The 24,382-nt window shown below is 61.0% G+C and carries 24 protein-coding genes; 14 read left to right on the top strand and 10 right to left on the bottom strand.

Annotated features, from left to right (window positions below; genetic code table 11):
- A partial coding sequence (locus BT199_RS27305; RefSeq protein ID WP_218189592.1) for a hypothetical protein occupies window positions 1-310 on the top strand: 310 nt, incomplete at its 5' end.
- Window positions 311-422: 112 nt separating this feature from the next.
- On the opposite strand, the gene BT199_RS15925 is transcribed toward BT199_RS27305, so the two are convergent.
- Window positions 423-1,916, bottom strand: coding sequence for a CoA-acylating methylmalonate-semialdehyde dehydrogenase (locus tag BT199_RS15925; RefSeq protein WP_014716778.1), 1,494 nt, complete (start codon window positions 1,914-1,916; stop codon window positions 423-425).
- A 39-nt stretch (window positions 1,917-1,955) separates the two neighbouring features.
- Complete coding sequence (locus tag BT199_RS15920) at window positions 1,956-3,305, bottom strand: omega-aminotransferase AptA (RefSeq protein WP_003188272.1); 1,350 nt, start codon at window positions 3,303-3,305, stop codon at window positions 1,956-1,958.
- A 126-nt stretch (window positions 3,306-3,431) separates the two neighbouring features.
- Between BT199_RS15920 and BT199_RS15915 the strand changes: the two genes are divergently transcribed.
- From BT199_RS15915 to BT199_RS15890, 6 genes are all read left to right on the top strand, one after another.
- Window positions 3,432-4,352 (top strand): LysR family transcriptional regulator, encoded by a 921-nt coding sequence (locus BT199_RS15915; protein ID WP_003188270.1) that lies wholly within the window; start codon window positions 3,432-3,434, stop codon window positions 4,350-4,352.
- 88 nt (window positions 4,353-4,440) lie between these two features.
- Window positions 4,441-5,835 (top strand): uracil-xanthine permease family protein, encoded by a 1,395-nt coding sequence (locus BT199_RS15910; RefSeq protein ID WP_019817935.1) that lies wholly within the window; start codon window positions 4,441-4,443, stop codon window positions 5,833-5,835.
- An 87-nt stretch (window positions 5,836-5,922) separates the two neighbouring features.
- Window positions 5,923-6,582 carry a TetR/AcrR family transcriptional regulator gene (locus BT199_RS15905; protein ID WP_014716776.1) on the top strand — a complete coding sequence of 220 codons (660 nt, stop codon included), beginning with the start codon at window positions 5,923-5,925 and terminating at the stop codon, window positions 6,580-6,582.
- 12 nt (window positions 6,583-6,594) lie between these two features.
- Window positions 6,595-7,176: an IMPACT family protein gene (locus tag BT199_RS15900; RefSeq protein ID WP_014716775.1), complete on the top strand. Its 582-nt coding sequence runs from the start codon at window positions 6,595-6,597 to the stop codon at window positions 7,174-7,176.
- Between the two features lie 56 nt (window positions 7,177-7,232).
- The gene (locus BT199_RS15895; protein ID WP_003188266.1) at window positions 7,233-7,919 is read left to right on the top strand and encodes an SDR family oxidoreductase; all 687 of its coding nucleotides are present in this window, start codon (window positions 7,233-7,235) and stop codon (window positions 7,917-7,919) included.
- Between the two features lie 146 nt (window positions 7,920-8,065).
- The gene (locus BT199_RS15890; RefSeq protein WP_072434950.1) at window positions 8,066-9,424 is read left to right on the top strand and encodes an 8-oxoguanine deaminase; all 1,359 of its coding nucleotides are present in this window, start codon (window positions 8,066-8,068) and stop codon (window positions 9,422-9,424) included.
- A gap of 135 nt (window positions 9,425-9,559) precedes the next feature.
- Here the strand turns inward: BT199_RS15890 and BT199_RS15885 are convergent, their stop codons facing one another.
- A complete protein-coding gene (locus tag BT199_RS15885) occupies window positions 9,560-10,651 on the bottom strand; it encodes a calcium:cation antiporter (RefSeq protein ID WP_003188263.1) in 1,092 nt (363 codons plus the stop codon).
- A 193-nt stretch (window positions 10,652-10,844) separates the two neighbouring features.
- Between BT199_RS15885 and BT199_RS15880 the strand changes: the two genes are divergently transcribed.
- Entirely contained in the window at window positions 10,845-11,798 is a 954-nt protein-coding gene (locus tag BT199_RS15880; protein ID WP_038448751.1) for an adenosine deaminase, read from the top strand.
- A gap of 126 nt (window positions 11,799-11,924) precedes the next feature.
- Here BT199_RS15880 and BT199_RS15875 read toward each other — a convergent pair whose 3' ends face one another.
- The 3 genes from BT199_RS15875 to BT199_RS15865 form a co-directional block, all read right to left on the bottom strand.
- Entirely contained in the window at window positions 11,925-13,295 is a 1,371-nt protein-coding gene (locus BT199_RS15875) for an MFS transporter (protein ID WP_014716771.1), read from the bottom strand.
- Window positions 13,296-13,496: 201 nt separating this feature from the next.
- Window positions 13,497-14,183 carry an ArsR/SmtB family transcription factor gene (locus BT199_RS15870; RefSeq protein ID WP_072434948.1) on the bottom strand — a complete coding sequence of 229 codons (687 nt, stop codon included), beginning with the start codon at window positions 14,181-14,183 and terminating at the stop codon, window positions 13,497-13,499.
- A gap of 135 nt (window positions 14,184-14,318) precedes the next feature.
- A complete protein-coding gene (locus tag BT199_RS15865; RefSeq protein ID WP_032902910.1) occupies window positions 14,319-15,248 on the bottom strand; it encodes a LysR family transcriptional regulator in 930 nt (309 codons plus the stop codon).
- Between the two features lie 117 nt (window positions 15,249-15,365).
- On the opposite strand from BT199_RS15865, the gene BT199_RS15860 reads away from it, so the two are divergent.
- The 3 genes from BT199_RS15860 to BT199_RS15850 all read left to right on the top strand — a co-directional run bounded on the left by BT199_RS15860 (window position 15,366) and on the right by BT199_RS15850 (window position 17,138).
- Window positions 15,366-15,659, top strand: coding sequence for a putative quinol monooxygenase (locus tag BT199_RS15860; protein ID WP_003188253.1), 294 nt, complete (start codon window positions 15,366-15,368; stop codon window positions 15,657-15,659).
- Window positions 15,660-15,798: 139 nt separating this feature from the next.
- Window positions 15,799-16,812 (top strand): zinc-binding alcohol dehydrogenase family protein, encoded by a 1,014-nt coding sequence (locus BT199_RS15855; protein ID WP_072434946.1) that lies wholly within the window; start codon window positions 15,799-15,801, stop codon window positions 16,810-16,812.
- 146 nt (window positions 16,813-16,958) lie between these two features.
- Window positions 16,959-17,138 (top strand): hypothetical protein, encoded by a 180-nt coding sequence (locus BT199_RS15850; protein ID WP_014716767.1) that lies wholly within the window; start codon window positions 16,959-16,961, stop codon window positions 17,136-17,138.
- 8 nt (window positions 17,139-17,146) lie between these two features.
- On the opposite strand, the gene BT199_RS15845 is transcribed toward BT199_RS15850, so the two are convergent.
- Together BT199_RS15845 and BT199_RS15840 are read right to left on the bottom strand one after the other, a co-directional pair.
- The gene (locus BT199_RS15845) at window positions 17,147-18,340 is read right to left on the bottom strand and encodes a multidrug effflux MFS transporter (RefSeq protein WP_014716766.1); all 1,194 of its coding nucleotides are present in this window, start codon (window positions 18,338-18,340) and stop codon (window positions 17,147-17,149) included.
- An 87-nt stretch (window positions 18,341-18,427) separates the two neighbouring features.
- Window positions 18,428-18,625 (bottom strand): heavy-metal-associated domain-containing protein, encoded by a 198-nt coding sequence (locus tag BT199_RS15840; protein ID WP_014716765.1) that lies wholly within the window; start codon window positions 18,623-18,625, stop codon window positions 18,428-18,430.
- 147 nt (window positions 18,626-18,772) lie between these two features.
- Here BT199_RS15840 and BT199_RS15835 point away from each other — a divergent pair, with 147 nt between their 5' ends.
- The 3 genes from BT199_RS15835 to cueR all read left to right on the top strand — a co-directional run bounded on the left by BT199_RS15835 (window position 18,773) and on the right by cueR (window position 21,819).
- Window positions 18,773-19,153 carry a hypothetical protein gene (locus BT199_RS15835; protein ID WP_014716764.1) on the top strand — a complete coding sequence of 127 codons (381 nt, stop codon included), beginning with the start codon at window positions 18,773-18,775 and terminating at the stop codon, window positions 19,151-19,153.
- Between the two features lie 66 nt (window positions 19,154-19,219).
- Window positions 19,220-21,421 carry a heavy metal translocating P-type ATPase gene (locus tag BT199_RS15830; RefSeq protein ID WP_072434945.1) on the top strand — a complete coding sequence of 734 codons (2,202 nt, stop codon included), beginning with the start codon at window positions 19,220-19,222 and terminating at the stop codon, window positions 21,419-21,421.
- A complete protein-coding gene (gene cueR, locus BT199_RS15825) occupies window positions 21,418-21,819 on the top strand; it encodes a Cu(I)-responsive transcriptional regulator (RefSeq protein WP_014716762.1) in 402 nt (133 codons plus the stop codon). Before BT199_RS15830 ends, cueR begins: the two co-directional genes overlap by 4 nt.
- A 218-nt stretch (window positions 21,820-22,037) precedes the next feature.
- Here the strand turns inward: cueR and BT199_RS15815 are convergent, their stop codons facing one another.
- Both BT199_RS15815 and BT199_RS15810 read right to left on the bottom strand, forming a co-directional pair.
- Entirely contained in the window at window positions 22,038-22,937 is a 900-nt protein-coding gene (locus BT199_RS15815; protein ID WP_014716761.1) for a PA4780 family RIO1-like protein kinase, read from the bottom strand.
- Between the two features lie 134 nt (window positions 22,938-23,071).
- The gene (locus tag BT199_RS15810) at window positions 23,072-24,349 is read right to left on the bottom strand and encodes an acetyl-CoA C-acetyltransferase (protein ID WP_032902907.1); all 1,278 of its coding nucleotides are present in this window, start codon (window positions 24,347-24,349) and stop codon (window positions 23,072-23,074) included.
- Window positions 24,350-24,382: the final 33 nt, after the last annotated feature.

The raw sequence follows: 24,382 nt of genomic DNA, 5'->3' as shown, positions 1-24,382 counted from the left end.
TGTTAAAGAGCGGTTGGTTAAGATCTTTCGTCTCAACCGAGGCGCGCATTCTACAGCAGCCTCATTTGCTGTCAAGTGGTTATTTTCAGAAGTTTTCGAAGATTTCTTCAACAACTTCAACCACTTGCGCTTGCGATCTCTCGTAAGCGGGAGGCGAATTCTACAGCGTTACACGCTGCTGTCAACACCTCTTTTTCAACTTCCTTTTGGCTTCGATGAACTGAAGCAACTTGCTGTCGAGAACTGCGTAACTCATTGTTTACCAAGGAGTTTTCCGTTTCGACTGCGCCGGAAGTGGGGCGAATTATAGGCTTCCAGAATCTGCCGTCAACCTTCTTTTTCACATTTCTGTCATATAAGTCAAAAAAGCTCCAACAACGCAAAGGCCGGCCCCAAGGGGCCGGCCTTTTACCTACCGAGCCTTACAGGCTGGGAAAGGCGAATTGCGACGCTTCATGGCTGGCCCGTTGCGGCCAACGCTGGGTGATCGCCTTGCGACGAGTATAGAAACGCACCCCGTCCGGCCCATAGGCATGCAAGTCGCCAAACAGCGAACGCTTCCAGCCACCAAAGCTGTGATACGCAACCGGCACCGGCAGCGGCACGTTAACACCCACCATGCCGACTTCAATCTCATCACAGAACAGACGCGCCGCTTCACCATCACGGGTGAAGATACAAGTACCGTTGCCGTATTCGTGATCGTTGATGAGTTGCATCGCCGCTTCCAGGCTATCCACCCGCACTACGCACAACACCGGGCCAAAGATCTCTTCTTTATAGATACGCATCTCAGGGGTGACGCGGTCAAACAAGCTGCCACCGAGGAAAAAACCTTGCTCATGCCCGGCAACACTCAAGCCACGGCCATCAACGACCAGCTCAGCCCCCGCCGACACACCGTCTTCTATATAGCCACTGACTTTATCTCGCGCCTGCCCCGTCACCAACGGGCCCATATCCAGCCCGCAAGAAGTGCCCGCACCAATCTTCAACGCCTTGACCTGTGGCACCAGCTTGGCAATCAATGCATCCGCCACCTGATCGCCCACGCACACAGCCACCGAGATCGCCATGCAACGCTCACCGCAGGAACCATACGCCGCGCCCATCAGGGCACTCACAGCGTTATCCAGGTCTGCATCCGGCATCAGCACCGCGTGGTTTTTCGCCCCGCCCAGCGCCTGCACACGCTTGCCACGTTTGGTCGCTTCGGAATAGATGTACTCGGCAATCGGCGTCGAGCCTACAAAGCTCAAGGCTTTGACTTCAGGCGCTTCGATCAATGCGTCCACCGCGCCCTTGTCGCCATGCACCACGCTGAGCACGCCTTTGGGCAGCCCGGCTTCCTGCAACAGCTGCGCGATCAACAGCGTCGAACTCGGGTCGCGCTCTGAAGGTTTAAGGATGAAACAGTTACCGCAGACAATCGCCAGCGGGTACATCCACAACGGCACCATCGCCGGGAAGTTGAACGGGGTAATACCCGCTACCACGCCCAATGGCTGGAAGTCCGACCACGCATCAATGTTCGGCCCTACGTTGCGGCTGTATTCACCCTTGAGAATCTCCGGCGCCGAGCACGCGTACTCCACGTTCTCGATCCCACGCTTGAGTTCACCCGCGGCGTCTTCCAGGGTTTTGCCATGTTCTTCGCTGATCAACTGCGAGATCCGTGCTTCGTTCTGCTCCAGCAGTTGCTTGAAACGGAACATCACCTGGGCACGCTTGGCCGGCGGCGTATTGCGCCAGGCCGGAAACGCCGCCTTGGCTGAGTCAATCGCCTGTTGAATGGTTTCACGGCTGGCCAACGGCACCTGGTGAATCACCTGGCCGGTAGACGGGTTATAGACGTCGGCACTACGACCGCTGTCGTTGACCAGCTCACCGTTGATCAAATGCTGGATAAGGCTCATGCAGGGCTCCTGAAAAATTGTTCTATATAGAAGGAGAAATCAGTCGATCTTGTTCAGCACTTCGCCGACCGCGTCAAACAGACGGTCCAGGTCCTGCGGCTTGCTGTTGAAGGTTGGCCCGAACTGCAGGGTGTCGCCGCCAAAACGCACATAGAAACCGGCCTTCCACAATGCCATGCCGGCCTCGAATGGACGCACGATGGCATCTCCATCACGCGGGGCAATCTGAATCGCACCGGCCAGGCCGTAGTTGCGAATGTCGATCACGTTCTTGCTGCCCTTCAAACCGTGCAGCGCATTCTCAAAGTGCGGTGCGACTTCGGCTACGCTCTGCACCAGGTTTTCTTTCTGCAACAGGTCCAATGCCGCCAAGCCCGCCGCGCAGGCCACCGGGTGCGCCGAGTAGGTGTAGCCGTGGGGGAATTCCACGGCGTATTCCGGCGTCGCCTGATTCATGAAGGTCTGGTAGATCTCGCTACTGGCAATCACCGCGCCCATCGGGATCGCGCCGTTGGTGACTTGCTTGGCGATGCACATCAGGTCCGGTGTCACGCCAAAGCTGTCGGCACCGAACATCGAGCCGGTGCGGCCAAAGCCTGTGATCACTTCGTCGAACACCAACAGGATATTGTGCTGGTCGCAAATTTCGCGCAGGCGCTTGAGATAACCCTGCGGTGGCACCAATACGCCAGCGGAACCGGCCATCGGCTCGACAAACACGGCTGCGATGTTCGACGCATCATGCAGCTCGATCAGCTTGAGCAACTCATCGGCCAAGGCAATACCACCCTGCTCCGGCATGCCCCGGGAGAAGGCGTTGCTGGCCAGCAAGGTGTGAGGCAGATGGTCGACGTCCATCATCGCCTGGCCAAACAGCTTACGGTTACCGTTCACACCGCCCAGGCTGGTACCAGCAATGTTCACACCGTGGTAACCACGGGCTCGACCAATCATCTTGGTCTTGGTGGCCTGACCTTTGAGGCGCCAGTAGGCCCGCACCATCTTCACTGCCGTATCGGCACATTCAGAGCCCGAATCGGTGAAGAACACATGATTCAGGTTGCCTGGGGTCAGGTCGGTGATCTTTTCCGCCAACTGGAAGGACAAGGGATGACCGTATTGGAAGCCTGGGGAGTAGTCCAAGGTGCCCAATTGCTTGGCGACCGCTTCCTGGATTTCCTTGCGCGTATGCCCGGCGCCACAGGTCCACAGGCCCGACAACGAATCATAGACCTTGCGCCCCTTGTCATCGGTCAACCAGCTACCCTCGGCGGCCACGATCAGGCGTGGATCGCGCTGGAAGTTGCGGTTGGCGGTGTAAGGCATCCAGTGCGCATCCAGCTTCAATTGGCTGGCCAGTGACGATGGGGCGTTTTCGGGCATGTTCATCAGCAAAACCTCGCAGGGCAAAAGGCAGCGTCGGGATTGAAAAAGCGTTGTTGCAGCTAAATTGCCACGGGGATAAAGTCGGTGAAATCCAACTCTTCTAACCTTCAGTCAGGCCTTCACTAAACTATGAGCAGCCGTCGTCCCGACCCTTTGGCCCAAGTCAGTGACTTCGATATTCGCTTGCTGCGCATCTTTCGCAGCGTGGTGGAGTGCGGCGGCTTCTCGGCAGCGGAAACCGTCCTTGGCATCGGGCGCTCGGCCATCAGCCAGCAGATGAGCGACCTTGAACAACGGCTCGGGCTGAGGCTCTGCCAACGCGGCCGCGCCGGGTTCTCTCTGACAGAAGAAGGCCGCGAGGTCTATCAGTCTGCCCTGCAACTGTTGAGTGCCCTGGAAAGTTTTCGCACCGAGGTCAACGGCCTGCACCAACATTTGCGCGGAGAGTTGATCATTGGCCTCACCGACAATCTGGTGACCCTGCCCCATATGCGCATCACTCACGCATTGGCGCAGTTGAAGGAACGCGGCCCGGACGTGCAGATCCAGATCCGCATGATCGCCCCCAATGAAGTGGAGCAAGGCGTACTCGACGGTCGCCTGCACGTCGGTGTGGTGCCCCAGGCCAGCGCACTGTCGGGCCTGGAATACCAGCCGCTGTACAGCGAACGCTCCTTGCTCTATTGCGCGGTCGGCCACCCGCTGTTTTACGCCGACAACAAGCAACTCGACGACGAACGCATCGACAGCCAGGATGCCATCGCCCCCACCTTCCGCTTACCCGCGGAAATCCAGGCCCATTACCAGGCGCTCAACTGCACCGCCAGTGCGTCAGACCGTGAAGGCATGGCGTTCCTGATTCTCACCGGGCGTTATATCGGCTATTTGCCCGATCACTACGCCAGCCTATGGGTGCAACAAGGCCGACTGCGTGCGCTGAAACCGGCGACACGTTTTTACGATTTGAGCCTGGCATCGGTCACGCGCAAGGGCCGTCGCCCTCATTTGGTGCTGGAAAGCTTCCTCGAAAGCCTGGCCGCCACCCGCTAACTCGGGCCTTGCACAAAAAGCTGAGCATATGGACAGCTTTTTGCAAGGGTTCAAGGACCTTGAACCGTCCGCCTTGAGTTGACCCGCCATGCCCCCAGAATCCTCCAGCCCCAGCGACCTGATCTACGGCCTCAACGACCGGCCGAAACCACTCCCCGCTCTCCTCGCGGCGCTGCAACATGTCCTGGCGGCGTTCGTCGGCATCATTACGCCGCCGCTGATTATTGGCTCCACCCTCGGCCTCACCGCCCACTTGCCCTACCTGATCAGCATGGCGTTGATGGTTTCCGGCGTAGGCACCTTCATCCAGGCACGCAGGCCGTTTGGCATCGGTGCCGGCATGATCTGCCTGCAAGGCACCAGCTTTGCGTTTCTCGGCGCCGTATTGTCAGCAGGCTTTCTGGTGAAGCAACGCGGTGGCAGCCCGGAAGACATTCTGGCGATGATTTTCGGCGTGTGCTTCTTCGGCGCGGCGGTGCAGATTGTATTGAGCCGCTTTATCAGCCAGTTGCGCCGCGTGATCACTCCCCTGGTGACCGGCATCGTAATTACGCTGATCGGCATCAGCCTGATCAAAGTAGGCATCACCGACCTCGGCGGTGGTTTCAATGCACCGGACTTCGGCGCTCCCGCCAACTTGGCGCTGGGCCTGTTCGTTGTATTGACGATCATCCTGCTCAACCGCTCGAACACGCCCTGGGTACGCTTGTCGGCCATCATCATCGGCCTGGCCCTGGGCAGCCTCGCGGCGTGGTTCAGCGGCAAACTGACTCCCCAGGCGTTGCCTGACCTGCCATTGGTCAGCCTGCCTACACCATTCCGCTTTGGTTTCAACTTCGACTGGAGCGCCTTCCTGCCGATTGCGCTGATTTATCTGATCAGCAGCATCGAAACCGTCGGCGATCTCACCGCCAATTGCATGATTGCCCGCCAGCCCATCAGCGGCCCTTCTTATATAAGCCGGCTCAAGGGCGGCGTGCTCGGCGATGGGGTGAGCTGCATGATCGCCGCCACCTTCAGCGCCTTCCCCAACACCACGTTTGCGCAGAACAATGGCGTGATCCAGCTCACCGGCGTGGCCAGCCGTTACGTCGGTTTGTACATCGGCGTGTTGCTGTTCTGTCTGGGCCTGTTTCCATTGATCGGCGCCGTGCTGCAGCAAATCCCCAAGCCGGTGCTGGGCGGCGCCACGCTGGTGATGTTCGGCAGCGTGGCGGCGGCCGGCGTGCGCATCCTTGCCCAGGCACCGCTGGACCGACGCAGCATGCTGATCATCGCCACCTCATTCGGCGTTGGCCTGGGTATCGCCGCGCAACCTAACCTGCTGCACCTGATGCCGACACTGGTGCAGAACCTGTTCGACTCCGCCATCACCAGCGGCGGTATCACCGCCATCCTGCTGTGCCTGTTACTGCCGGAGGCCAAGGCAAGTACCGCCGCCGCAAACCACAGCCCGGAACGCGACAGCCTGGAGCCGCTTTGACGGTTTTATTGCATCAGGACTTGTCTGAGGCTTGAGGGTGGGTTATCTGTGCACACGTCGTCTCTATCGATCAGCACGGAAACCTCCATGAGCCTCGAAGTTCCTGCCCACAGCAACCACGCCGGTAAACCCGCCAGCCGCATTCGGCAAAAGAACGAACAAGCGATTCTCCAGGCTGCTGAAGATGAATTCGCGCGTCATGGCTACAAAGGCACCAGCATGAACACCATCGCTGCCAGTGCCGGGCTGCCCAAGGCCAACTTGCACTACTACTTCACCAACAAGCTGGGCCTGTACGTCGCGGTACTGAGCAATATCCTCGAACTGTGGGACAGCACCTTCAACGCGCTGACCGCCGAGGACGACCCGGCCGTGGCGCTCGCTCGCTACATCCGCACCAAGATGGAATTCTCGCGCCGCCAACCCCAGGCTTCGCGGATCTTCGCCATGGAGATCATCAGCGGTGGCGAATGCCTCACTGAATATTTCGGCCAGGACTATCGGGCCTGGTTCAGTGGCCGTGCCGCAGTGTTCCAGGCGTGGATCGACGCCGGCAAAATGGACCCCGTCGACCCTGTGCACCTGATCTTCCTGCTGTGGGGCAGCACCCAGCACTACGCTGACTTCGCCACCCAGATCTGCCGTGTTACCGGTCGCACCAAGCTGACCAAGCAGGACATGGAAGATGCTGGCACCAACCTGATCCATATCATTCTCAAAGGCTGCGGCATCAAGCCAGCCCTATAAACGAAGCGATTTATGTCTTTTACGCTCACCGGCTTTTGCGAGTTTCGTGAAGAAATACGCAAAAGTCGCTTTATCACCTTGGCGGCGCCGATTACCAGCCCGCAGGACGCCCAGGCGTTTTTCGAGCAACACAGCGACCTCAACGCCACGCACAACTGCTGGGCCTGGAAGCTGGGCGATCAATACCGCAGCAGCGATGACGGCGAACCCGGAGGCACCGCCGGGCGCCCGATTCTTGCAGCCATCGAGGCCCAGGGCTTTGATCAGGTGGCCGTCTTGGTGATCCGCTGGTACGGCGGCATTCAACTGGGCACGGGTGGATTGGCCCGCGCCTATGGCGGCGGGGCCAATAAATGCCTGCAAAATGCCGAGCGCATCGAGCTGATCAGCCGCGTCCCCCTGCGTTGCGCCTGTGGCTTCTCCGAACTGAACCTGGTGAAGCTGCGTGTCGCTGAACTCGGCGGGCTTGTGGTGGAAGAAACCTTTACCGCCAACGGCGTAGAACTGCAACTCGCCCTGGGGGAGGCGCACATCGACACCCTGCAAACCCAGCTCGCCGACCTGAGCCGTGGGCGCATCCTGCTCGAACGCTGAAACTGCTACTGTTATGCGCTGAACTCCCTGAACCGCGATTTCAAAGGAAGCCTTTCATGTCTACGCCAAAAACCGCACTGATCATCGGCGCCTCGCGCGGGCTGGGCCTTGGCCTGGTCAAGCAACTGCTCCAGGACGGCTGGGACGTGACCGCCACCGTGCGCGATCCCAACAAGGCCGATGCGTTGAAAGCCGTGGGGCCGGTGCAGATCGAGAAGTTGGACATGGACGATCAGCAAGCCGTGATCGCCCTGGCCCAACGCCTGAAAGATCGCACCTTTGACCTGCTGTTCGTCAACGCCGGCGTCAAAGGCCCGGCCAATCAGGAGCCCGGCCACGCGACCCTGGCGGAAGTCGGCCAGTTGTTCTTTACCAACGCCGTGGCGCCGATCAACCTGGCCCAGCGTTTTGTCGGGCAGATCCGCAAAGACACCGGCGTGCTGGCCTTCATGAGTTCAGTACTGGGCAGCGTGACCATTCCCGACGGCTCGGACCTGGCGCTGTACAAAGCCAGCAAGGCCGCCCTCAATTCGATGACCAACAGCTTTATCACGCAACTGGGCGAGCCCAAACCGACGGTGCTGTCGCTGCATCCAGGCTGGGTGAAGACCGACATGGGCGGCGAAAACGCCCACATCGACGTCGAGACCAGCGTGCGCGGCCTGGTGGACCAGGTAAATGCCTACACCGGCAAAGGCGGCCATCACTTCGTCGACTACAAAGGCGACACCATCGCCTGGTAAGTGGCAAAGGGTCGTTATCGACCAATTGCCGTCGATAACGATCCACGCGTAAACTGCCCTCCTCGCCCTCCCCGGCGACCCTGGATCAGCAGACAGGGCAACACTGAGCTGGCAAACCTGAACCCATCATTCAGAGGAGCCGGCCAATGCCTGCGACCCGTATCTGGTTAAAAAACCCCCTCGCGATTTTCACCGCCAATGGCCTCGATGCCCGTGGCGGCCTGGTGCTGCAAGACGGTGTCATCACCGAAGTGCTGGCCCAAGGGCAAGCGCCTGCGCAGCCTTGCGCGCAGGTGTTCGATGCCCGCGAGCATGTGGTGCTGCCTGGGCTGATCAACACCCACCACCACTTCTATCAAACCCTGACCCGTGCCTGGGGCCCGGTGGTCAACCAGCCGCTGTTTCCCTGGCTGAAAACCCTGTACCCGGTATGGGCGCGACTCACCCCGGAAAAACTCGCCCTGGCCAGCAAAGTCGCCCTGGCCGAATTGCTGCTCTCGGGCTGCACCACGGCGGCCGACCACCACTACCTGTTCCCCGATGGTTTGGAAAACGCCATTGATGTGCAGGTAGACAGCGTGCGTGAACTGGGGATGCGCGCCATGCTCACCCGCGGTTCCATGAGCCTGGGCGAAGCCGATGGCGGCCTGCCGCCGCAGCAAACGGTGCAGCAAGGCCAAGTGATTCTCGAAGACAGCCAGCGCCTGATCCGCGAATATCACCAGCGCGGTGACGGTGCGCAGATCCAGATCGCCCTGGCGCCGTGCTCGCCGTTTTCCGTCACCCCCGAAATCATGCAAGCCAGCGCCGAGCTGGCCAACCAGTTGGACGTGCGCCTGCACACCCATTTGGCGGAAACCCTTGATGAGGAAGATTTCTGCCTGCAACGCTTCGGGCTGCGTACCGTGGATTACCTCGACAGCGTCGGCTGGCTTGGCCCGCGCACCTGGCTGGCCCACGGCATTCACTTCAACCCGGACGAAATAGCGCGCCTGGGCGCAGCCGGCACCGGCATCTGCCATTGCCCAAGCTCGAATATGCGCCTGGCCTCCGGCATCTGCCCGACCCTGGACCTGCTCGCCGCCGGCGCCCCCATCGGCCTGGGCGTGGACGGCTCCGCCTCCAACGACGCCTCGAACATGATCCTTGAAGCACGCCAGGCCCTGTACATCCAGCGCCTGCGCTACGGCGCGGAAAAGATCACCCCCGAAGGTGTATTGGGCTGGGCCACCAAGGGCTCGGCGCAGTTGCTGGGGCGCACGGATATTGGCGAGTTGGCAGTAGGCAAACAGGCGGACCTGGCACTGTTCAAGCTCGATGAGCTGCGCTTCTCCGGCAGCCATGACCCCATTTCCGCACTGCTGTTGTGCGGTGCGGACCGGGCAGACCGGGTGATGATCGCAGGTCAATGGCGGGTGATCGACGGCCAAGTCGAAGGGCTGGATCTGAAAGGCTTGATCGCGGATCACAGCCAGGCAGCGCGCCAGTTGATCGCAGGCACCTAAGCCAGGCACCAATCAAAATGTGGGAGCGGGCTTGCTCGCGAATGCGCTGTGTCAGTCAGTACATCTGTGACTGAACCACCGCATTCGCGAGCAAGCCCGCTCCCACATTGGGTCTGCGGCGCCTTTCAAATCGGGTTATAGCCCCAACAGCGACAGCATGATAAAGGTCGCAAACAACACAAAATGCGTCATCCCTTCTATCGCATTGGTTTCCCCGTCGTTGAGGTTGATCGCGCTGACGATCAGGGTGATAAACACCATCACCGTTTGCACCGGCGTCATCGCCATCTGGAACGGCTGCCCGGTGTAGAGCGCCATGGCTTCCATCACCGGCACCGTCAGGATCACCGTAGACAACGAAGCCCCCAGCGCGATGTTGACCACCGATTGCATGCGGTTGGCCAACGCGGCGCGCAGTGCCGTGAGGATCTCCGGCGCGGCCGAGATAGCCGCCACCACAATCGCGGTAATCACCGGCGGTGCGCCGGTCCCTTCCAGGCCCAGGTCGAGGGTCTTTGACATCACCTCGGCCAGCGCGCCAATCACGATCACCCCAAACACCAGGGTCGCAATGGAAAACGTCAGGCTGACAGACGGCGCGTGCTCGTCTTCCGGCTGTTTCTTACGGCGTTTTTCCGGATAGCTGTAGCTGAAGAAATAACTGTGCGGCCCCACCTGCATGCGCAGGAACAAGGTGTAAAGCACCACCATCGCGCCAATGGTGAAGGCCGAGTAAATTTTCCAATCCGCTTCGGGGATAAATTCCGGCACCACCATCGACACCCCCATGGCAGTAAGAATCATCACACTGTAGGTGCGCGCCGAGTCATCGTTGTAGGACTGTTCGCCATGCTTGATGCCGCCCATCAGCGCGGCCAGGCCGAGGATGCCGTTGATATCGAGCATCACCGCTGAGTAAATGGTGTCGCGCACCAGCGTCGGCGATGGCTCGTTGCTCATCATGATCGCCAGGATCACCACCTCCACCAATACCGCGGCGAGGGTCAGGATCATGGTGCCGTAGGGGTCACCGACTTTTTCCGCCAACTGCTCGGCGTGATGAGCCACGCGCATCGATGCCATCACGATAAACGCGATCAGCGCGAAGCCGGCCAGCAGCGCGACCAGTTGGCCGCTGTGGAGCATCCAGTGTTCCAGCGGATAGGCGGCGATGGCGGCAATCAGCGCCAGCAGCATGAATTTTTCTTGCTTGAGGGATGTGAGCATTCCGGGCCTTTTCATACAGCGAATCAGTCATTGATGGGGTACAGACTGCGCCGAGCCACTAACGTTTCGTTACACCTTAGTTCAGGCCGCCCTTGCGTGAGTGACAGAAATACTCTCCTGCTGGTCAGGTTTTGCCGATTATTTCAGCCATGGCCTGTAGAATGCCGCCATTGCACCTGATGAGAATTTAAAAATGTACGATTGGCTCAACGCCCTGCCCAAGGCTGAATTGCACCTGCACCTGGAAGGCTCGCTGGAGCCTGAGCTGCTGTTCGCCCTGGCCGAGCGCAACAAGATTGCGCTGCCATGGAACGACGTCGAAACCCTGCGCAAGGCCTACGCCTTCAACAACCTGCAAGAGTTTCTCGACCTGTATTACAAGGGCGCCGATGTGCTGCGCACGTCCCAGGATTTCTACGACCTGACCTGGGCCTACCTGCTGCGCTGCAAGGCCCAGAACGTGATTCACACTGAACCGTTCTTCGACCCGCAAACCCACACCGACCGTGGCGTGCCGTTCGAAGTGGTGCTCAACGGCATCGCCGCCGCACTCAAAGACGGCGAGCAGCAACTGGGCATCACCAGCGGTTTGATCCTCAGCTTCCTGCGCCACCTGAGCGAAGACGAAGCGCAGAAAACCCTCGACCAGGCGCTGCCATTCCGTGACGCGTTCGTGGCCGTGGGCCTGGACAGCTCGGAAATGGGCCACCCACCGAGCAAGTTCCAGCGCGTGTTCGACCGTGCCCGTCACGAAGGCTTCCTGACCGTGGCCCACGCCGGTGAAGAAGGCCCGCCCGAGTACATCTGGGAAGCCCTCGACCTGTTGAAAATCCAGCGCATCGACCACGGCGTGCGAGCCATTGAAGATGAACGCCTGATGCAGCGCATCATCGACGAGCAGATCCCGTTGACCGTGTGCCCGCTGTCCAACACCAAGCTCTGCGTGTTCGACGACATGGCCCAGCACAACATCCTCGACATGCTCGAGCGTGGCGTAAAGGTCACCGTGAACTCGGATGACCCGGCGTACTTCGGCGGTTACGTCACTGAGAACTTCCATGCGCTGCACACCAGCCTGGGCATGACTCAGGACCAGGCCAAACGCCTGGCGCAGAACAGCCTGGATGCGCGGCTCGTGAAGCCATAACTGAATAGACCTGGACTCAACCTGTGGGAGCTGGCTTGCCTGCGATAGCGGTGTATCAGCCAGCCTCTTATTGCCTGACCTACCGCTATCGCGGGCAAGCCCGGCTCCCACATGGCCCCATCAGCTTTAAGCCTGGGTGAGTTCTTCCAGGGTCTTGCCCTTGGTCTCCATCCCGAACAACCACACCACCAGCGCCGCCACCGCAAAGCACAGCGCACCCAAGGCAAATACCCCGCCCTGCCCGGTTATCGGGAATACCAGTCCGGTTACCAACGGCCCCAGCAACGAGCCCACGCGCCCAATCGCCGACGCAAACCCCGAGCCGGTCGCACGTGCCGAGGTGGGATACAACTCCGGCGTGTAGGTGTACAGCACCGCCCACATGCCAAACAGGAAGAACTGCATCAACAACCCCGAGGTGATCAGCAGGCTTACGTTGCCGCCAAACACTGCGCTCTGCCCATACACAAACGCCATCACCCCGCCGCCCAGCAAGGTCACCACGCACACGGGCTTGCGCCCCCAGCGCTCGACCAACCACGCGGCCATCAAAAAGCCTGGGATTCCGCCCAGGGAAATGATCACCGTGTAATACACCGACTGAGTCACAGCAAAACCCGATTGCTGTAACAACGCACTCAACCACGACGTCAGCCCGTAGAACCCAAGCAGGGCGAAGAACCACACACTCCAGATCATCATCGTGCGTTGGCGGTACTGCGCGGACCACAGCTGCTGGAACGCGGAGAAAAACGTCCCCGGCGCACTCTCGATCCGTGGCAGGGCAATCGGCTCCGGCAAGTCGGCGCGGCCCAGGGAATCGCGCACCTTCTGCTCGATGCCAAGCAAGACCTTGTCCGCCGCCTCATGGCGCCCAGCCTGTTCCAGCCAACGCGGCGACTCCGGAATAAAGAAACGGATGGCCAGCACAAACACCGCCGGTATCGCCAACACCAGAAAGATGTCGCGCCAGCCAATCACCGGCAACAAGAAGTAAGACAACACGCCCGCGGCCACAAAACCCAACGGCCAGAAGCCATCCATCAAGGCGATGTAACGGCCGCGTCGCTTGGCGGGGATCAGCTCCGACAGCATCGACTGGGCAATGGGAAACTCCATGCCCATGCCAATGCCCAGCAGGATCCGGAACAACGTCAGCGTCTCCACCGTCTGCGCCATGGAACACAGGTAGCTCGCCAGGCCCCAGAGTACGATGCTCCACTGGAACACCGGCTTGCGCCCGAAGCGATCAGCAAGCATCCCGGACAGCGAAGCGCCCACCACCATGCCGAAAAAACTCGAACTGGCCAGCAACCCGGCCTGGGCCGTGCTCAGGCCAAACTCGGCTTTGATCGAGCCCAGCAGGAAGGTCATCATCGCCAGGTCCATGGAGTCGAAGAAAAACGCCAGGGCGATGATGATGAAAATGACTCGGTGGTAACCGCTGATGGGCAACCGTTCCAGGCGTTCCGCCGCGCTATAACCCTGCCTACCCATGCCGCACCCCTCGTATGAAAAAATCCCCTTGGCGAGTGTGCGGCATCGTTTACGCCGGCTATTGCTGAATGCGACCTGACGACAGCTGAGAGCGACGCCAGCACCTGTAGGAGCGAGCTTGCTCGCGAAGAACGTTAACGATAACGCGGGGCATCTGGATAAAACGCGGCGCCCTCAAGTTTTTCACGAGCAAGCTCGCTCCTACAGCTTGGCAACGCGAGCTATGTGCTCAAGCCCCCCGTCATTGACCGACAGGGCCCGTGACTCGTTGATCACGCTGATCCAGTTCGCCTGCAAAAACAGCTGCATCAAGCCCGCCCCCAGCGCACCGCCCAGATGGGGTTGTTGCTGGCTCCAGTCGAAACAGTCGCAGGCCAGCGGCGATGCCAATGCCTGGGTAAAAATGCCCAGTTCCGCCAACGCCTGCACGCCCTTGGGCGTCACCTCGGTACGCTGCTCATGGCGCTCGATCCATCCGGCCTCAAGCATCCGTTGATACAGCTGCGCCGCCAGTTCACCGCCGAGGTGGCCGTGGCACCAGCGGGCGCGGCGCAGCAACGGCGGCGCTCGCAGCGCCGGTGGCAAAACATCCGGGGTGCTGCGGGCCGCGCTGGCCATGGTGGTGCTGGCCAATGCATCAATGGCGGTGCTGACATCAGCGGCCGCTAGCCTAAACAGGCGCTGGCCTCGCCGTGCCTCGATCCGCAACAGGCCGCTGCCGGTCAGCCGCGCCAAGTGTGCATTGGCTGACGCCGGCGACAAACCGGCCAGCGCTGCCAGCTCGTCTGAAGATTTCGCCGAACCGTCCATCAAGGCCCAGAGCATGGCCGTGCGTTTAGGCTCGGCGAGCAAGCTGGCGATCTGGCTGATGCAAGGTGCTGCTCCCATGTATTCACTCCCTGTTAAACCATTTTTTCTGCTGCGGTTGACGCCCAAGTATAGGTGCGCGGGCAGTAGGTTCCGCGGCGTCTGACAGTGCAGATCAGGACAGGATACGAGTGAAACTTCCGAGCGTGGCGCAGGCTATTGACGGGAAACCATGCGTCCCGGTCGCTGCGCCGTCAATGTCGCACAGCGGGACACGAGCATGTCCCGCAGCAGATTGATGGGTTTACTCAATTGCGCACGGTGGGCGCACAGCAGGTTGAGCGGGGTGCGCTCGCCCTGCAGTTCCGGCAGGATCAAACGCAAGCGCCCGGCCAGCACATCGGTGCTCACATCCAGCCAAGACTTGTAGGCGATGCCCATGCCCGCCACCGCCCAGCGGCGCACCACATCAGCGTCATCGCTGAAGCGATCGCCGCTGACCGTCAGGCTTACGTGGCGCTTGCCATCGTAAAAACCCCAGTGGTCGTGGACGCGGCTGCCGAGCATGTACAGCAGGCAATTGTGCTGGGCCAATTGTTCCAGATGCCGCGGCTCGCCATGCCGGGCGAGGTAACTGGGGGCGGCGCAGAGTACGCGAATATTGTCCGCAGCAATGGGCAGCGCAATCAGGCTGGAGTCTTCGGGTTCGCCGTAACGCAGGGCAATGTCCACGGGCTGACGGAACAAGTCAGCAATGCGATCACCGAGCAACAGGCGCACGTTCAGTTGCGGATGCTCCTGCTGGAACGCATCCAGCCACGGCAACAGTTGGTTGCGGCCAAAATCCGAGGGTGCCGACAATTGCAGCACACCACTGACGTGATCCTGGCCACTGGCCAATAGGCGCCGCCCTTCATCCAGCGCACTCAGTGACGCCCGTGCGTACTCCAGAAAGCCCTCACCTTCGGCCGTCAGCCGAAGGCTGCGGGTAGAGCGCGCCAGCAAGCGCGTGCCCAGTTGCTGTTCGATACGCTTGAGTGCAGCACTGGCCACCGCCGGTGACAGGTCCATGACCCGCGCCGCAGCCGACAGGCTGCCCAAGTCCGCTGCCCGCACAAACAACTGCAAATCATCAAAACGCAGCATGCATACCCGCTCATTATCAATATTTGGTTGAAACAGCCTGCTGTTTTAGCCGCTTTTATCGGCGTGGGAAATAGCCAATCATCTGCCCATCCCGTTAGCCCGTGCCAGGAGTCGACTATGTCCACCGCTTTTAATGTCATCGCCACGCTGATCGCCAAACCCGGCCAGCACGCCACCCTGGAAACCCTGCTGCGCGGCCTGCTGGAACCGACCCGCCTGGAAGCCGGTTGCGAGCAGTACGACCTGCACCAGGACCTGCAACACCCCGAGACCTTCTACATGCTCGAGCGCTGGAGCGACGACGCTGCGCTGGCCGACCACGACCAGAGCGCGCATATCCAGAGCTTTCGCGCCAAGGCCGCCGATGTGATCGAACACTTCGAACTCAAGCGCCTGAAATTTCTCGCCTGATCCCGCCTTTTTTCTGTAGGAGCGAGCTTGCTCGCGAAAACCTAAAGACCGACGCGTTAAACCAGAAACACCGCGTCATCGTTAACGTTTTTCGCGAGCAAGCTCGCTCCTACCTTGACCGTATTCACTTGGAGTCATCATGAAAGCCATTGCCTACTACGCCTCACTGCCGATCAACGATCCAGAATCCCTGCAAGACATCGAATTACCAGCCCCCGTTGCCGGCCCCCGTGACCTGTTGGTGGAAGTCAAAGCCATCTCGGTCAACCCGGTGGATACCAAGGTGCGCCAGAACGTCGCCCCGGAAAATGGCGCCGCCAAGGTGCTGGGTTGGGACGTGGCGGGTGTGGTCAAGGCGGTCGGCAGTGACGTGACGTTATTCAAAGTCGGCGACAAGGTGTACTACGCCGGTTCCCTGGTACGCCCAGGCGGCAACAGCGAACTGCACACCGTGGATGAACGCATCGTCGGCCATATGCCCCGAAGCCTGGGGTTTGCCGAAGCGGCCGCATTGCCGCTGACCGCTATCACTGCGTGGGAGCTGTTGTTCGAACGCTTGCAGGTCGCTGAAGGCAAAGACGATCAAGGCCAGAGCCTGCTGATCGTCGGCGCTGCCGGTGGCGTGGGGTCGATCCTGACTCAACTGGCCAACCAGCTCACGGCGCTGAAGGTCATCGGCACTGCCTCTCGCCCCGAAACCCAGGCATGGGCCAAGGCTCTTGGAGCGCACATGGTGATCGACCACAGCCAGCCGCTGAGCGAAGTGTTGAAACAGGCCGGGCACGGGCAAGTCACCCACGTTGCCAGCCTGACCCAGACCGAGCATCACTTGGACCAACTGGTCGAAGCGCTGCAACCCCAAGGCAAGCTGGCGTTGATCGACGATCCCAAGGCCCTGGATGTGAGCAAGCTCAAGCGCAAGAGCCTGTCGCTGCACTGGGAGTTCATGTACACCCGTTCGATGTTCGAGACCCCAGACATGATCGAGCAGCACAACCTGCTCAACCGCGTGGCCGAACTGATCGACGCCGGCACCCTGAAAACCACGATAGGCGAGCACTTCGGCGTGATCAATGCGGCGAACCTGCGCCGCGCCCACGCCCTGCTGGAAAGCGGCAAGGCCAAGGGCAAGATCGTGCTGGAAGGGTTCTGAAAAAACGGCTGTCAGTGTCGTCCGTTATCCACGTAGGTAATGGACGACACCATTAGTCCGAGAGTTGATCCTTGTCATATTTATGAGCCCGTTCAGGTTTATATTGGCCGCCTTTGCCACGATTCTTTTACGTGAGGAAGTCAGCAATGAAAATCCTGATAAAAGCGTTAGCAAAATCCCCCGGCAGCCAATGGCAAGTTCGTCTCGACGGCGAGGCCATCACCTTTCGCAGTGAAGCCGAGGCCCGGGCCTTCGCCGACACGCTGCAGGCCCGGATCCAGGCTCCCCACCGCTTCCCCCTCAACCAGCAACGTTCCGCTGGCTGAACCGAACGTCAGACCTGCGCCTGTACGGCCCTTGCCCGTTGCAGGCGCTGGGTCGCCATGGCAATGGTCACCGCCAGCACCCCGCAGAGGCAGATGACCATGGCCATCGGCATCGCCGTGCCGTTGTGCAACACACCGACCAACGACGCCGCGCCTGCCGCCACACCAAACTGAATGCAACCGAGCAACGCCGACGCGCTGCCGGCCCGAGCCCCCTGCCCGCTCATGGCACAGGCCGAGGTATTCGGCAAAATGCAGCCCAGGCTGGCGATGCAGATAAACAGCGGCACCAGCAACGGCCATAGCGCCTCGGTGCGCAACGCGGCAATTCCCAACAGCGTCAACGCCGCCGCCACGTACACCCACACGGTGCGCGACAGCAAAAACGCGGGGCCGCGCTTGGCGAGCAATCTTGCGTTCAGTTGCGCCACCAGGATAAAGCCCGCGGCGTTGGAGCCGAACAACCAGCCGTAATGCTCGGCCGGCACGCCATAGAGCTTGATAAATACGAAGGGGGAGCCGGCGATGTAGGCAAACATCCCGGCAATCGAGATGCCGCCGGTCAAGGCATAGCCCAGGTACACCCGGTCTGACAGTAGCGAGCCGTAGCGGCGCAACGAGCCCGACAACGGCTGGCGCGGCTGATCGGCCGGGAAGGTTTCCGGCAACCCGACCGCCACGGCGATGGCCGCCATCACGCTGAATAACGACAACGCCAGGAAAATCGACTGCCAGCCCCACACGCCGACCATCAGGCCACCGGCCAATGGCGCCAGGATCGGGGCCAGGCCGGTCACCAGCATCAGTTGCGAATACACCTTGGCCGAGCCCACGGCATCGCATTTGTCACTAACTACCGCCCGGGAAATCACCATGCCCGCACACCCGCCAAGGGCCTGCACGAAGCGTGCACCGATCAGCCACTCCAGGGACGGCGCATACGCACAGGCGAAAGACGCGAGGGTAAACAGGGTGACGCCGCTGAGCAGCGGCACGCGCCGGCCAAAGCGGTCGGCCAGCGGCCCGTAGATCAATTGGCCAATAGCCAGGCCCGCGAAATACACGGCCAGGGTCAGCTGGATATGTTTTTCATCAGTGGCGAAGGCCGTGGCCATTGCCGGAAAGCCCGGCAGGTAAAAGTCGATCGCCAACGGCGCGAAGGCGCTCAAGGCGCCCAGAATCAGGATTATGCGAAGGTTCATCAGACACCCAAGTGAGTCGGCAGCTCAACAGTCTAGCCGCGCTTGGGTGCCATGAACATTACGTTAGGTGGCTAACGATCAGAAAAATCACGCCAGCTTGGCGCTGTAGCCTTCTTCGGTTATCAGGCCGATCACGTCATCTGCAGATAAGCGGCTTTCCACACCCACTTCTTTCGCTGCCAAATCCACCTTTACACTCGCCGCCGGATCCTTGCTCTGTACCGCCTGGGTCACCGCTTTAACGCAGTGGCCGCAGGTCATTCCTTCAACGCTGAATATTTGCATGACATGACTCCTTTGATGAGGTTGAGCCCAGTGTCGAGCTTGCCATGATGGCAAGGTCAAGTTCTCAGTATTTCTGCCGGGCTGGTATTCGGCGGCGACGTCGGCCAAGCTTCAACCTCCCTAGCTGTGAACCACGGAGCATTCGCCATGCGCTGGTTGTTTTTTGCCCTTGCCGGCCTGATGAGCTTGCCTGCCGCTGCGCCCCAGGCCCTCGCTGCTGAAGATTATGCGGTGCTGATTATTTCCCGCGAACGCCTGGAAGTGCCGACCCACTGCGAGATCGGCCTGTATATCCAGGACCAACTGGCCGGGCGTCTGTTCCAGGAACAGGCCACCGCCTTCAACCTTCCCCCTGGCGATGTGTCGTTGCGCCTGAAAGTGTTGCCGAGCCAGGCCCCCGGCTGTCTGCCAGGCATGCTCGCGCCACCCGCGCAGAACATCACCTTGAAAGCCGGTGACGTACGCAAATTACGCATTGCCCAGGGCCCGGACGGCATGTACCTCAAAGCCGCGGCATTGGAATACTGAAGGGGCTTGACCTTCCCCACAGGTTAAGGTTGATCCTAGTGGCAACTTCTTCTGGAGGACTGCCCCATGAATGGATCCACCACCTTTGACCTGCCCATCGGCGGCATGACCTGTGCCAGCTGTGCCGGGCGGGTCGAACGCGCGCTGGGCAAGGTGCCGGGCGTGCAACGTGTCAGCGTCAACCTGGCCAATGAACGCGCGCACATCGAAGTACAGGGCCAGATGGACCCCAGCGTGCTGATCGCCGCTGTCGACAAAGCCGGCTACACCGCCACCCTGCCCCAAAGCGAAACCGCCACCGACGCCGATCAAGCCCGACGTCTGCGCCGCGAGCGCTGGTCGCTGGTGGCGGGCATTCTGCTGGCGTTGCCCTTGGTGCTGCCGATGCTGGTAGAACCCTTCGGCCTGCACTGGATGCTCCCCGCCTGGATACAGTTTGCCCTGGCCACACCGGTGCAATTCATCCTGGGCGCGCGCTTTTATGTCGCCGCGTGGAAAGCCGTGCGCGCCGGCGCCGGCAATATGGACCTGCTGGTGGCGATCGGCACCAGTGCCGGCTACGGCCTGAGTATCTATGAATGGCTCACCGCCGCCCCAGGCGTGACGCCGCACCTGTACTTCGAAGCCTCGGCGGTGGTAATCGCCTTGGTACTGCTGGGCAAATACCTGGAAAGCCGCGCCAAGCGCCAGACCGCCAGCGCCATCCGCGCCCTTGAAGCCTTGCGGCCGGAACGGGCGATCCGCGTGCAGGACGGCCGCGAAGAAGACGTCGCCATCAGTGCGTTGAAGCATGGTGACCTGGTGCTGGTCAAACCCGGCGAACGCTTCCCGGTGGACGGTGAAGTGGTGGAAGGCCTGAGCCATGCCGATGAAGCGCTGATCAGTGGCGAAAGCCTGCCGGTGGCCAAACAACCCGGCGATGCGGTCACCGGTGGCGCCATCAACGGTGAAGGCCGTTTGCTGGTGCGCACCCTGGCCCTGGGCGCAGAAAGCGTGCTGGCGCGCATCATCCGCCTGGTCGAAGACGCCCAGGCCGCCAAGGCACCGATTCAGAAACTGGTGGATAAAGTCAGCCAGGTGTTCGTGCCGGCTGTGCTGGTATTGGCGCTGATTACCGTCGTGGGCTGGTGGCTGTATGGCGCCTCCCTGGAAACCGCCATCATCAATGCGGTCGCCGTATTGGTGATCGCCTGCCCTTGTGCCTTGGGCCTGGCCACGCCGACCGCGATCATGGCCGGCACCGGCGTCGCCGCGCGCCATGGCATTTTGATCAAGGACGCCGAAGCCCTGGAACGTGCCCACGCCGTGAGCGCCGTGGTGTTCGACAAAACCGGCACCCTCACCTCAGGCGCGCCCAACATTGCGCATTTGGCGGCCGTGGATGGTGACGAAGCCCTATTGTTGCAACAGGCCGGCGCCTTGCAGCGCGGCAGTGAGCACCCACTGGCCAAGGCCGTGCTGGATGCTTGCCGCGAAAGAGGCTTGGACGTGGCCGATGTGAGCGCCAGCCAATCCCTCACCGGGCGCGGCATTGCCGGTACGCTCGACGGTCGGCCACTGGCGCTGGGCAATCGCCGCTTGCTGGAAGAAACCGGCCTGGACGCAGGCGACTTGGGCCCGCGTGCCAAGGAATGGGAAGCCGAAGGCCGCACCTTGTCCTGGCTGATCGAGCAAGGTGCGCAGCCGCGCGTGCTGGGGCTGTTTGCCTTTGGCGACACGCTCAAGCCCGGCGCGTTGCAAGCCGTGCAACAACTCAAGGCGCAGCACATCAGCAGCCACCTGATCACCGGCGATAACCACGGCAGTGCACGGGTGGTGGCCGAGGCCTTGGGCATCGACGATGTGCATGCCGAAGTACTGCCCGCCTATAAAGCCGCTGCCGTGGCCGAGCTGAAAAAAACCGGCGTGGTAGCCATGGTCGGCGACGGTATCAACGATGCACCAGCCCTGGCCGCTGCCGATATCGGCATCGCCATGGGCGGCGGCACCGACGTGGCCATGCACGCCGCCGGTATCACCTTGATGCGTGGCGACCCGCGCCTGGTGCCGGCCGCCCTGGAGATCAGCCGCAAGACCTACGCGAAAATTCGACAGAATCTGTTCTGGGCCTTTGTGTATAACTTGATCGGCATTCCCCTGGCCGCCTTCGGCCTGCTCAACCCGGTACTGGCTGGCGCCGCCATGGCCTTGTCCAGCGTCAGCGTGGTGAGTAATGCCCTGCTGTTGAAAACCTGGAAACCCAAGGACTTGGAGGATCAACGCCCATGAACATCGGCCAAGCCGCCCGCACCAGCGGGCTAAGCGCGAAGATGATTCGCTACTACGAAGCCATTGGCCTGCTGAAAACCGCCCACCGCACCGACAGCGGATACCGGGTGTACGGCCACGACGACCTGCACACCCTGACGTTCATCAAGCGCTCGCGGGACCTGGGGTTTTCACTGGAAGAAGTCGGCAAGTTACTGACCCTGTGGGAGGACCGGCAGCGGGCCAGCGCCGACGTAAAAGCCCTGGCGCGCCAGCACATCGACGAGCTGAACCACAAGATTCGTGAGCTGGGGCAACTACGCGATACCTTGCAGGACCTGATGGAGCACTGCCAAGGCGATCACCGGCCCGATTGCCCGATCCTCAAGGAGTTGGCCGCGGGCAACTGCTGCGCCTGACAGACCGTACGCAATGATCGCTCCCACGCTCCGCGTGGGAATGCCGCTTTCGACGCTCCGCGTCACGCTTTGGGACGCAGAGCGTCCAGGGATGCATTCCCACGCAGAGCGTGGGAACGATCAATGTGGGAGCTGGCTTGCCTGCGATAGCATCACCTCGGTGTCACTGATACACCAAGGTGCCTGCATCGCAGGCAAGCCAGCTCCCACATTGTGAGTTACTGCATCCAAGGCGGCGGCGGTGGCTCGTCCGGCACTTTGCTCGGTGGCGCGTCATCCGCTGCGCGAATCGCCTGGCGACGCTCTTCATCCAGCCGCGCCGCTTCGATTTCGCGGATCACACCGCCCACATCCGCCAGTTCTTCCGGTTCGTCGAACTCACCGGTCAATACACTGGCCGGGTGCAAGGTGCCGGCTTCATACAGCGCCCACATTTCCTTGGCGTACTTGGTTTTCTTCAACTCCGGGGCAAAACGCCCGAAGTAGGAAGCCATGTTGCCAACGTCGCGCTCCAGCATGCTGAACGCGTGGTTGTTACCCGCCGCATCCACCGCCTGGGGCAGGTCGATGATTACCGGGCCCGTAGGCGTGAGCAGTACGTTGAACTCGGACAGGTCACCGTGCACCAGGCCGGTGCACAGCATCAGCACGATCTGGGAGATCAGGAAGGCGTGGTATTCGCGCGCCTGGTCCGGCTCCAGCACGACGTCATTCAGACGCGGCGCCGCATCGCCGTATTCGTCGGCCACCAGTTCCATCAACAGCACGCCTTCGAGAAAGTCGAACGGCTGGGGCACGCGAACGCCCGCACCGGCCAGGCGAAACAGCGCCGCCACTTCCGCGTTCTGCCAGGCATCTTCGGTTTCTTTCTTGCCGAACTTGGAGCCCTTGGCCATGGCTCGTGCCTGGCGGCTGTTACGGACCTTACGGCCTTCCTGGTATTCGGATGCCTGACGAAAACTTCGTTTATTCGCCTCCTTGTAAACCTTGGCGCAACGCAATTCATTGCCGCAGCGCACCACATAAACAGCTGCTTCTTTACCACTCATCAGAGGGCGCAGCACTTCGTCGACCAGACCGTCTTCGATCAGGGGTTCAATGCGTTTAGGAGTCTTCATCAGCTTTTATTGTGGGTCCTGTATTACCAAACACGCGTGTGGAACTCGTTATACGGCAATCGGCTCGCCGGGGGGAGAGGCTACTGACCTCTGACCCCTTGAGAATGCATTCAATGGGCCAATTTTATCGGCAATCAGCGTTCGATAATCGCCGTCACGCCTTGGCCACCGGCGGCACAGATGGAAATCAGCCCACGGCCCTTGCCCGCCGCATCCAACAATTTAGCCAAGTTGGCGACGATCCGCCCACCGGTGGCGGCAAACGGATGGCCCGCCGCCAGGGAACTGCCCTTGACGTTGAGCCGGCTGCGGTCGATCGACCCCAGCGGTGCGTCCAGGCCCAGGCGGGTCTTGCAATAGTCGGCGTCTTCCCAGGCCTTGAGCGTGCACAGCACTTGGGCGGCGAAGGCTTCGTGGATCTCGTAGTAATCAAAGTCCTGCAAGGTCAGGCCGTTACGCGCCAGCAAGCGTGGCACCGCATACACCGGCGCCATCAACAGGCCCTCGGCGCCGTGGACGAAATCCACCGCCGCTGCTTCGCCATCGCGCAGGTAAGCCAGGATCGGCAGGCCGCGCTCCTTGGCCCACGCCTCGCTGCCCAGCAGCACCAGAGAGGCACCATCGGTCAGGGGCGTGGAGTTACCGGCGGTGAGCGTGCCCTTTTCGCTGCGCTCGAAGGCCGGCTTGAGGCTGGCGAGTTTTTCCAGGGTCAGGTCGGGGCGCAGGTTGTTGTCGCGGGTGAGGCCGAGAAAGGGCGTGAGCAAATCGTTGTGCCAGCCTTCGGCGTAGGCCGCCGCCATCTTCTGGTGGCTCTCCAGCGCAAGCTGGTCCTGCTCGGCGCGGGGGATCTGCCAGGTCTGGGCCATCAGCTCGCAGTGCTGCCCCATGGACAAACCGGTGCGCGGTTCGCCGTTGCGCGGCAGTTCCGGCTTGAGGTGATGAGGACGAAGTTGTAACAGGAGTTTTAATTTATCTCCCAGGGATTTGCTGCGGTTGGCTTGCAGCAGGATCTTGCGCAGCCCTTCATTCACACCAATCGGTGCATCCGAGGTGGTGTCCACCCCGCCGGCAATGCCGCATTCAATCTGGCCCAGGGCGATTTTATTGGCCACCAGCAGCGCCGCCTCCAGCCCGGTGCCGCATGCTTGCTGGATGTCGTACGCAGGGGTTTGCGGTGACAGGCGCGAGCCGAGCACGCATTCACGCGTCAGGTTGAAATCACGGGAGTGCTTGAGCACCGCGCCGGCGGCCACCTCGCCCATGCGCAGGCCGTGCAGGTTGTAGCGCTCGATCAGGCCCTCCAGCGCGGCAGTCAGCATCGCCTGGTTACTCGCCGTGGCATAGGGGCCATTGGAACGGGCGAAAGGAATGCGGTTACCGCCAATGATCGCTACACGGCGCAATTGAGTCATGGAAAGCTCCCTTGTGGTGGTGGGTGGAATCAT

Origin of the sequence: Pseudomonas sp. NFR02 (assembly GCF_900119375.1) — a bacterium.
GTDB classification, from domain to species: Bacteria; Pseudomonadota; Gammaproteobacteria; order Pseudomonadales; family Pseudomonadaceae; genus Aquipseudomonas; species Aquipseudomonas paracarnis.
This window is presented reverse-complemented; position numbering and strand designations above follow the sequence as displayed.

Coding starts and splice junctions, on each gene's coding strand:
- BT199_RS15910 (WP_019817935.1), top strand. CDS start 4,441: ATGCCCCCAGAATCCTCCAGCCCCAGCGACCTGATCTACGGCCTCAAC.
- BT199_RS15915 (WP_003188270.1), top strand. CDS start 3,432: ATGAGCAGCCGTCGTCCCGACCCTTTGGCCCAAGTCAGTGACTTCGAT.
- BT199_RS15845 (WP_014716766.1), bottom strand. CDS start 18,340: ATGAACCTTCGCATAATCCTGATTCTGGGCGCCTTGAGCGCCTTCGCG.
- BT199_RS15885 (WP_003188263.1), bottom strand. CDS start 10,651: ATGCTCACATCCCTCAAGCAAGAAAAATTCATGCTGCTGGCGCTGATT.
- BT199_RS15900 (WP_014716775.1), top strand. CDS start 6,595: ATGTCTTTTACGCTCACCGGCTTTTGCGAGTTTCGTGAAGAAATACGC.
- BT199_RS15860 (WP_003188253.1), top strand. CDS start 15,366: ATGTCCACCGCTTTTAATGTCATCGCCACGCTGATCGCCAAACCCGGC.
- BT199_RS15830 (WP_072434945.1), top strand. CDS start 19,220: ATGAATGGATCCACCACCTTTGACCTGCCCATCGGCGGCATGACCTGT.
- BT199_RS15875 (WP_014716771.1), bottom strand. CDS start 13,295: ATGGGTAGGCAGGGTTATAGCGCGGCGGAACGCCTGGAACGGTTGCCC.
- BT199_RS15815 (WP_014716761.1), bottom strand. CDS start 22,937: ATGAAGACTCCTAAACGCATTGAACCCCTGATCGAAGACGGTCTGGTC.
- BT199_RS15870 (WP_072434948.1), bottom strand. CDS start 14,183: ATGGGAGCAGCACCTTGCATCAGCCAGATCGCCAGCTTGCTCGCCGAG.
- BT199_RS15920 (WP_003188272.1), bottom strand. CDS start 3,305: ATGAACATGCCCGAAAACGCCCCATCGTCACTGGCCAGCCAATTGAAG.
- BT199_RS15865 (WP_032902910.1), bottom strand. CDS start 15,248: ATGCTGCGTTTTGATGATTTGCAGTTGTTTGTGCGGGCAGCGGACTTG.
- BT199_RS15855 (WP_072434946.1), top strand. CDS start 15,799: ATGAAAGCCATTGCCTACTACGCCTCACTGCCGATCAACGATCCAGAA.
- BT199_RS15840 (WP_014716765.1), bottom strand. CDS start 18,625: ATGCAAATATTCAGCGTTGAAGGAATGACCTGCGGCCACTGCGTTAAA.
- BT199_RS15905 (WP_014716776.1), top strand. CDS start 5,923: ATGAGCCTCGAAGTTCCTGCCCACAGCAACCACGCCGGTAAACCCGCC.
- BT199_RS15835 (WP_014716764.1), top strand. CDS start 18,773: ATGCGCTGGTTGTTTTTTGCCCTTGCCGGCCTGATGAGCTTGCCTGCC.
- BT199_RS15850 (WP_014716767.1), top strand. CDS start 16,959: ATGAAAATCCTGATAAAAGCGTTAGCAAAATCCCCCGGCAGCCAATGG.
- BT199_RS15895 (WP_003188266.1), top strand. CDS start 7,233: ATGTCTACGCCAAAAACCGCACTGATCATCGGCGCCTCGCGCGGGCTG.
- BT199_RS15880 (WP_038448751.1), top strand. CDS start 10,845: ATGTACGATTGGCTCAACGCCCTGCCCAAGGCTGAATTGCACCTGCAC.
- BT199_RS15890 (WP_072434950.1), top strand. CDS start 8,066: ATGCCTGCGACCCGTATCTGGTTAAAAAACCCCCTCGCGATTTTCACC.
- cueR (WP_014716762.1), top strand. CDS start 21,418: ATGAACATCGGCCAAGCCGCCCGCACCAGCGGGCTAAGCGCGAAGATG.
- BT199_RS15925 (WP_014716778.1), bottom strand. CDS start 1,916: ATGAGCCTTATCCAGCATTTGATCAACGGTGAGCTGGTCAACGACAGC.
- BT199_RS15810 (WP_032902907.1), bottom strand. CDS start 24,349: ATGACTCAATTGCGCCGTGTAGCGATCATTGGCGGTAACCGCATTCCT.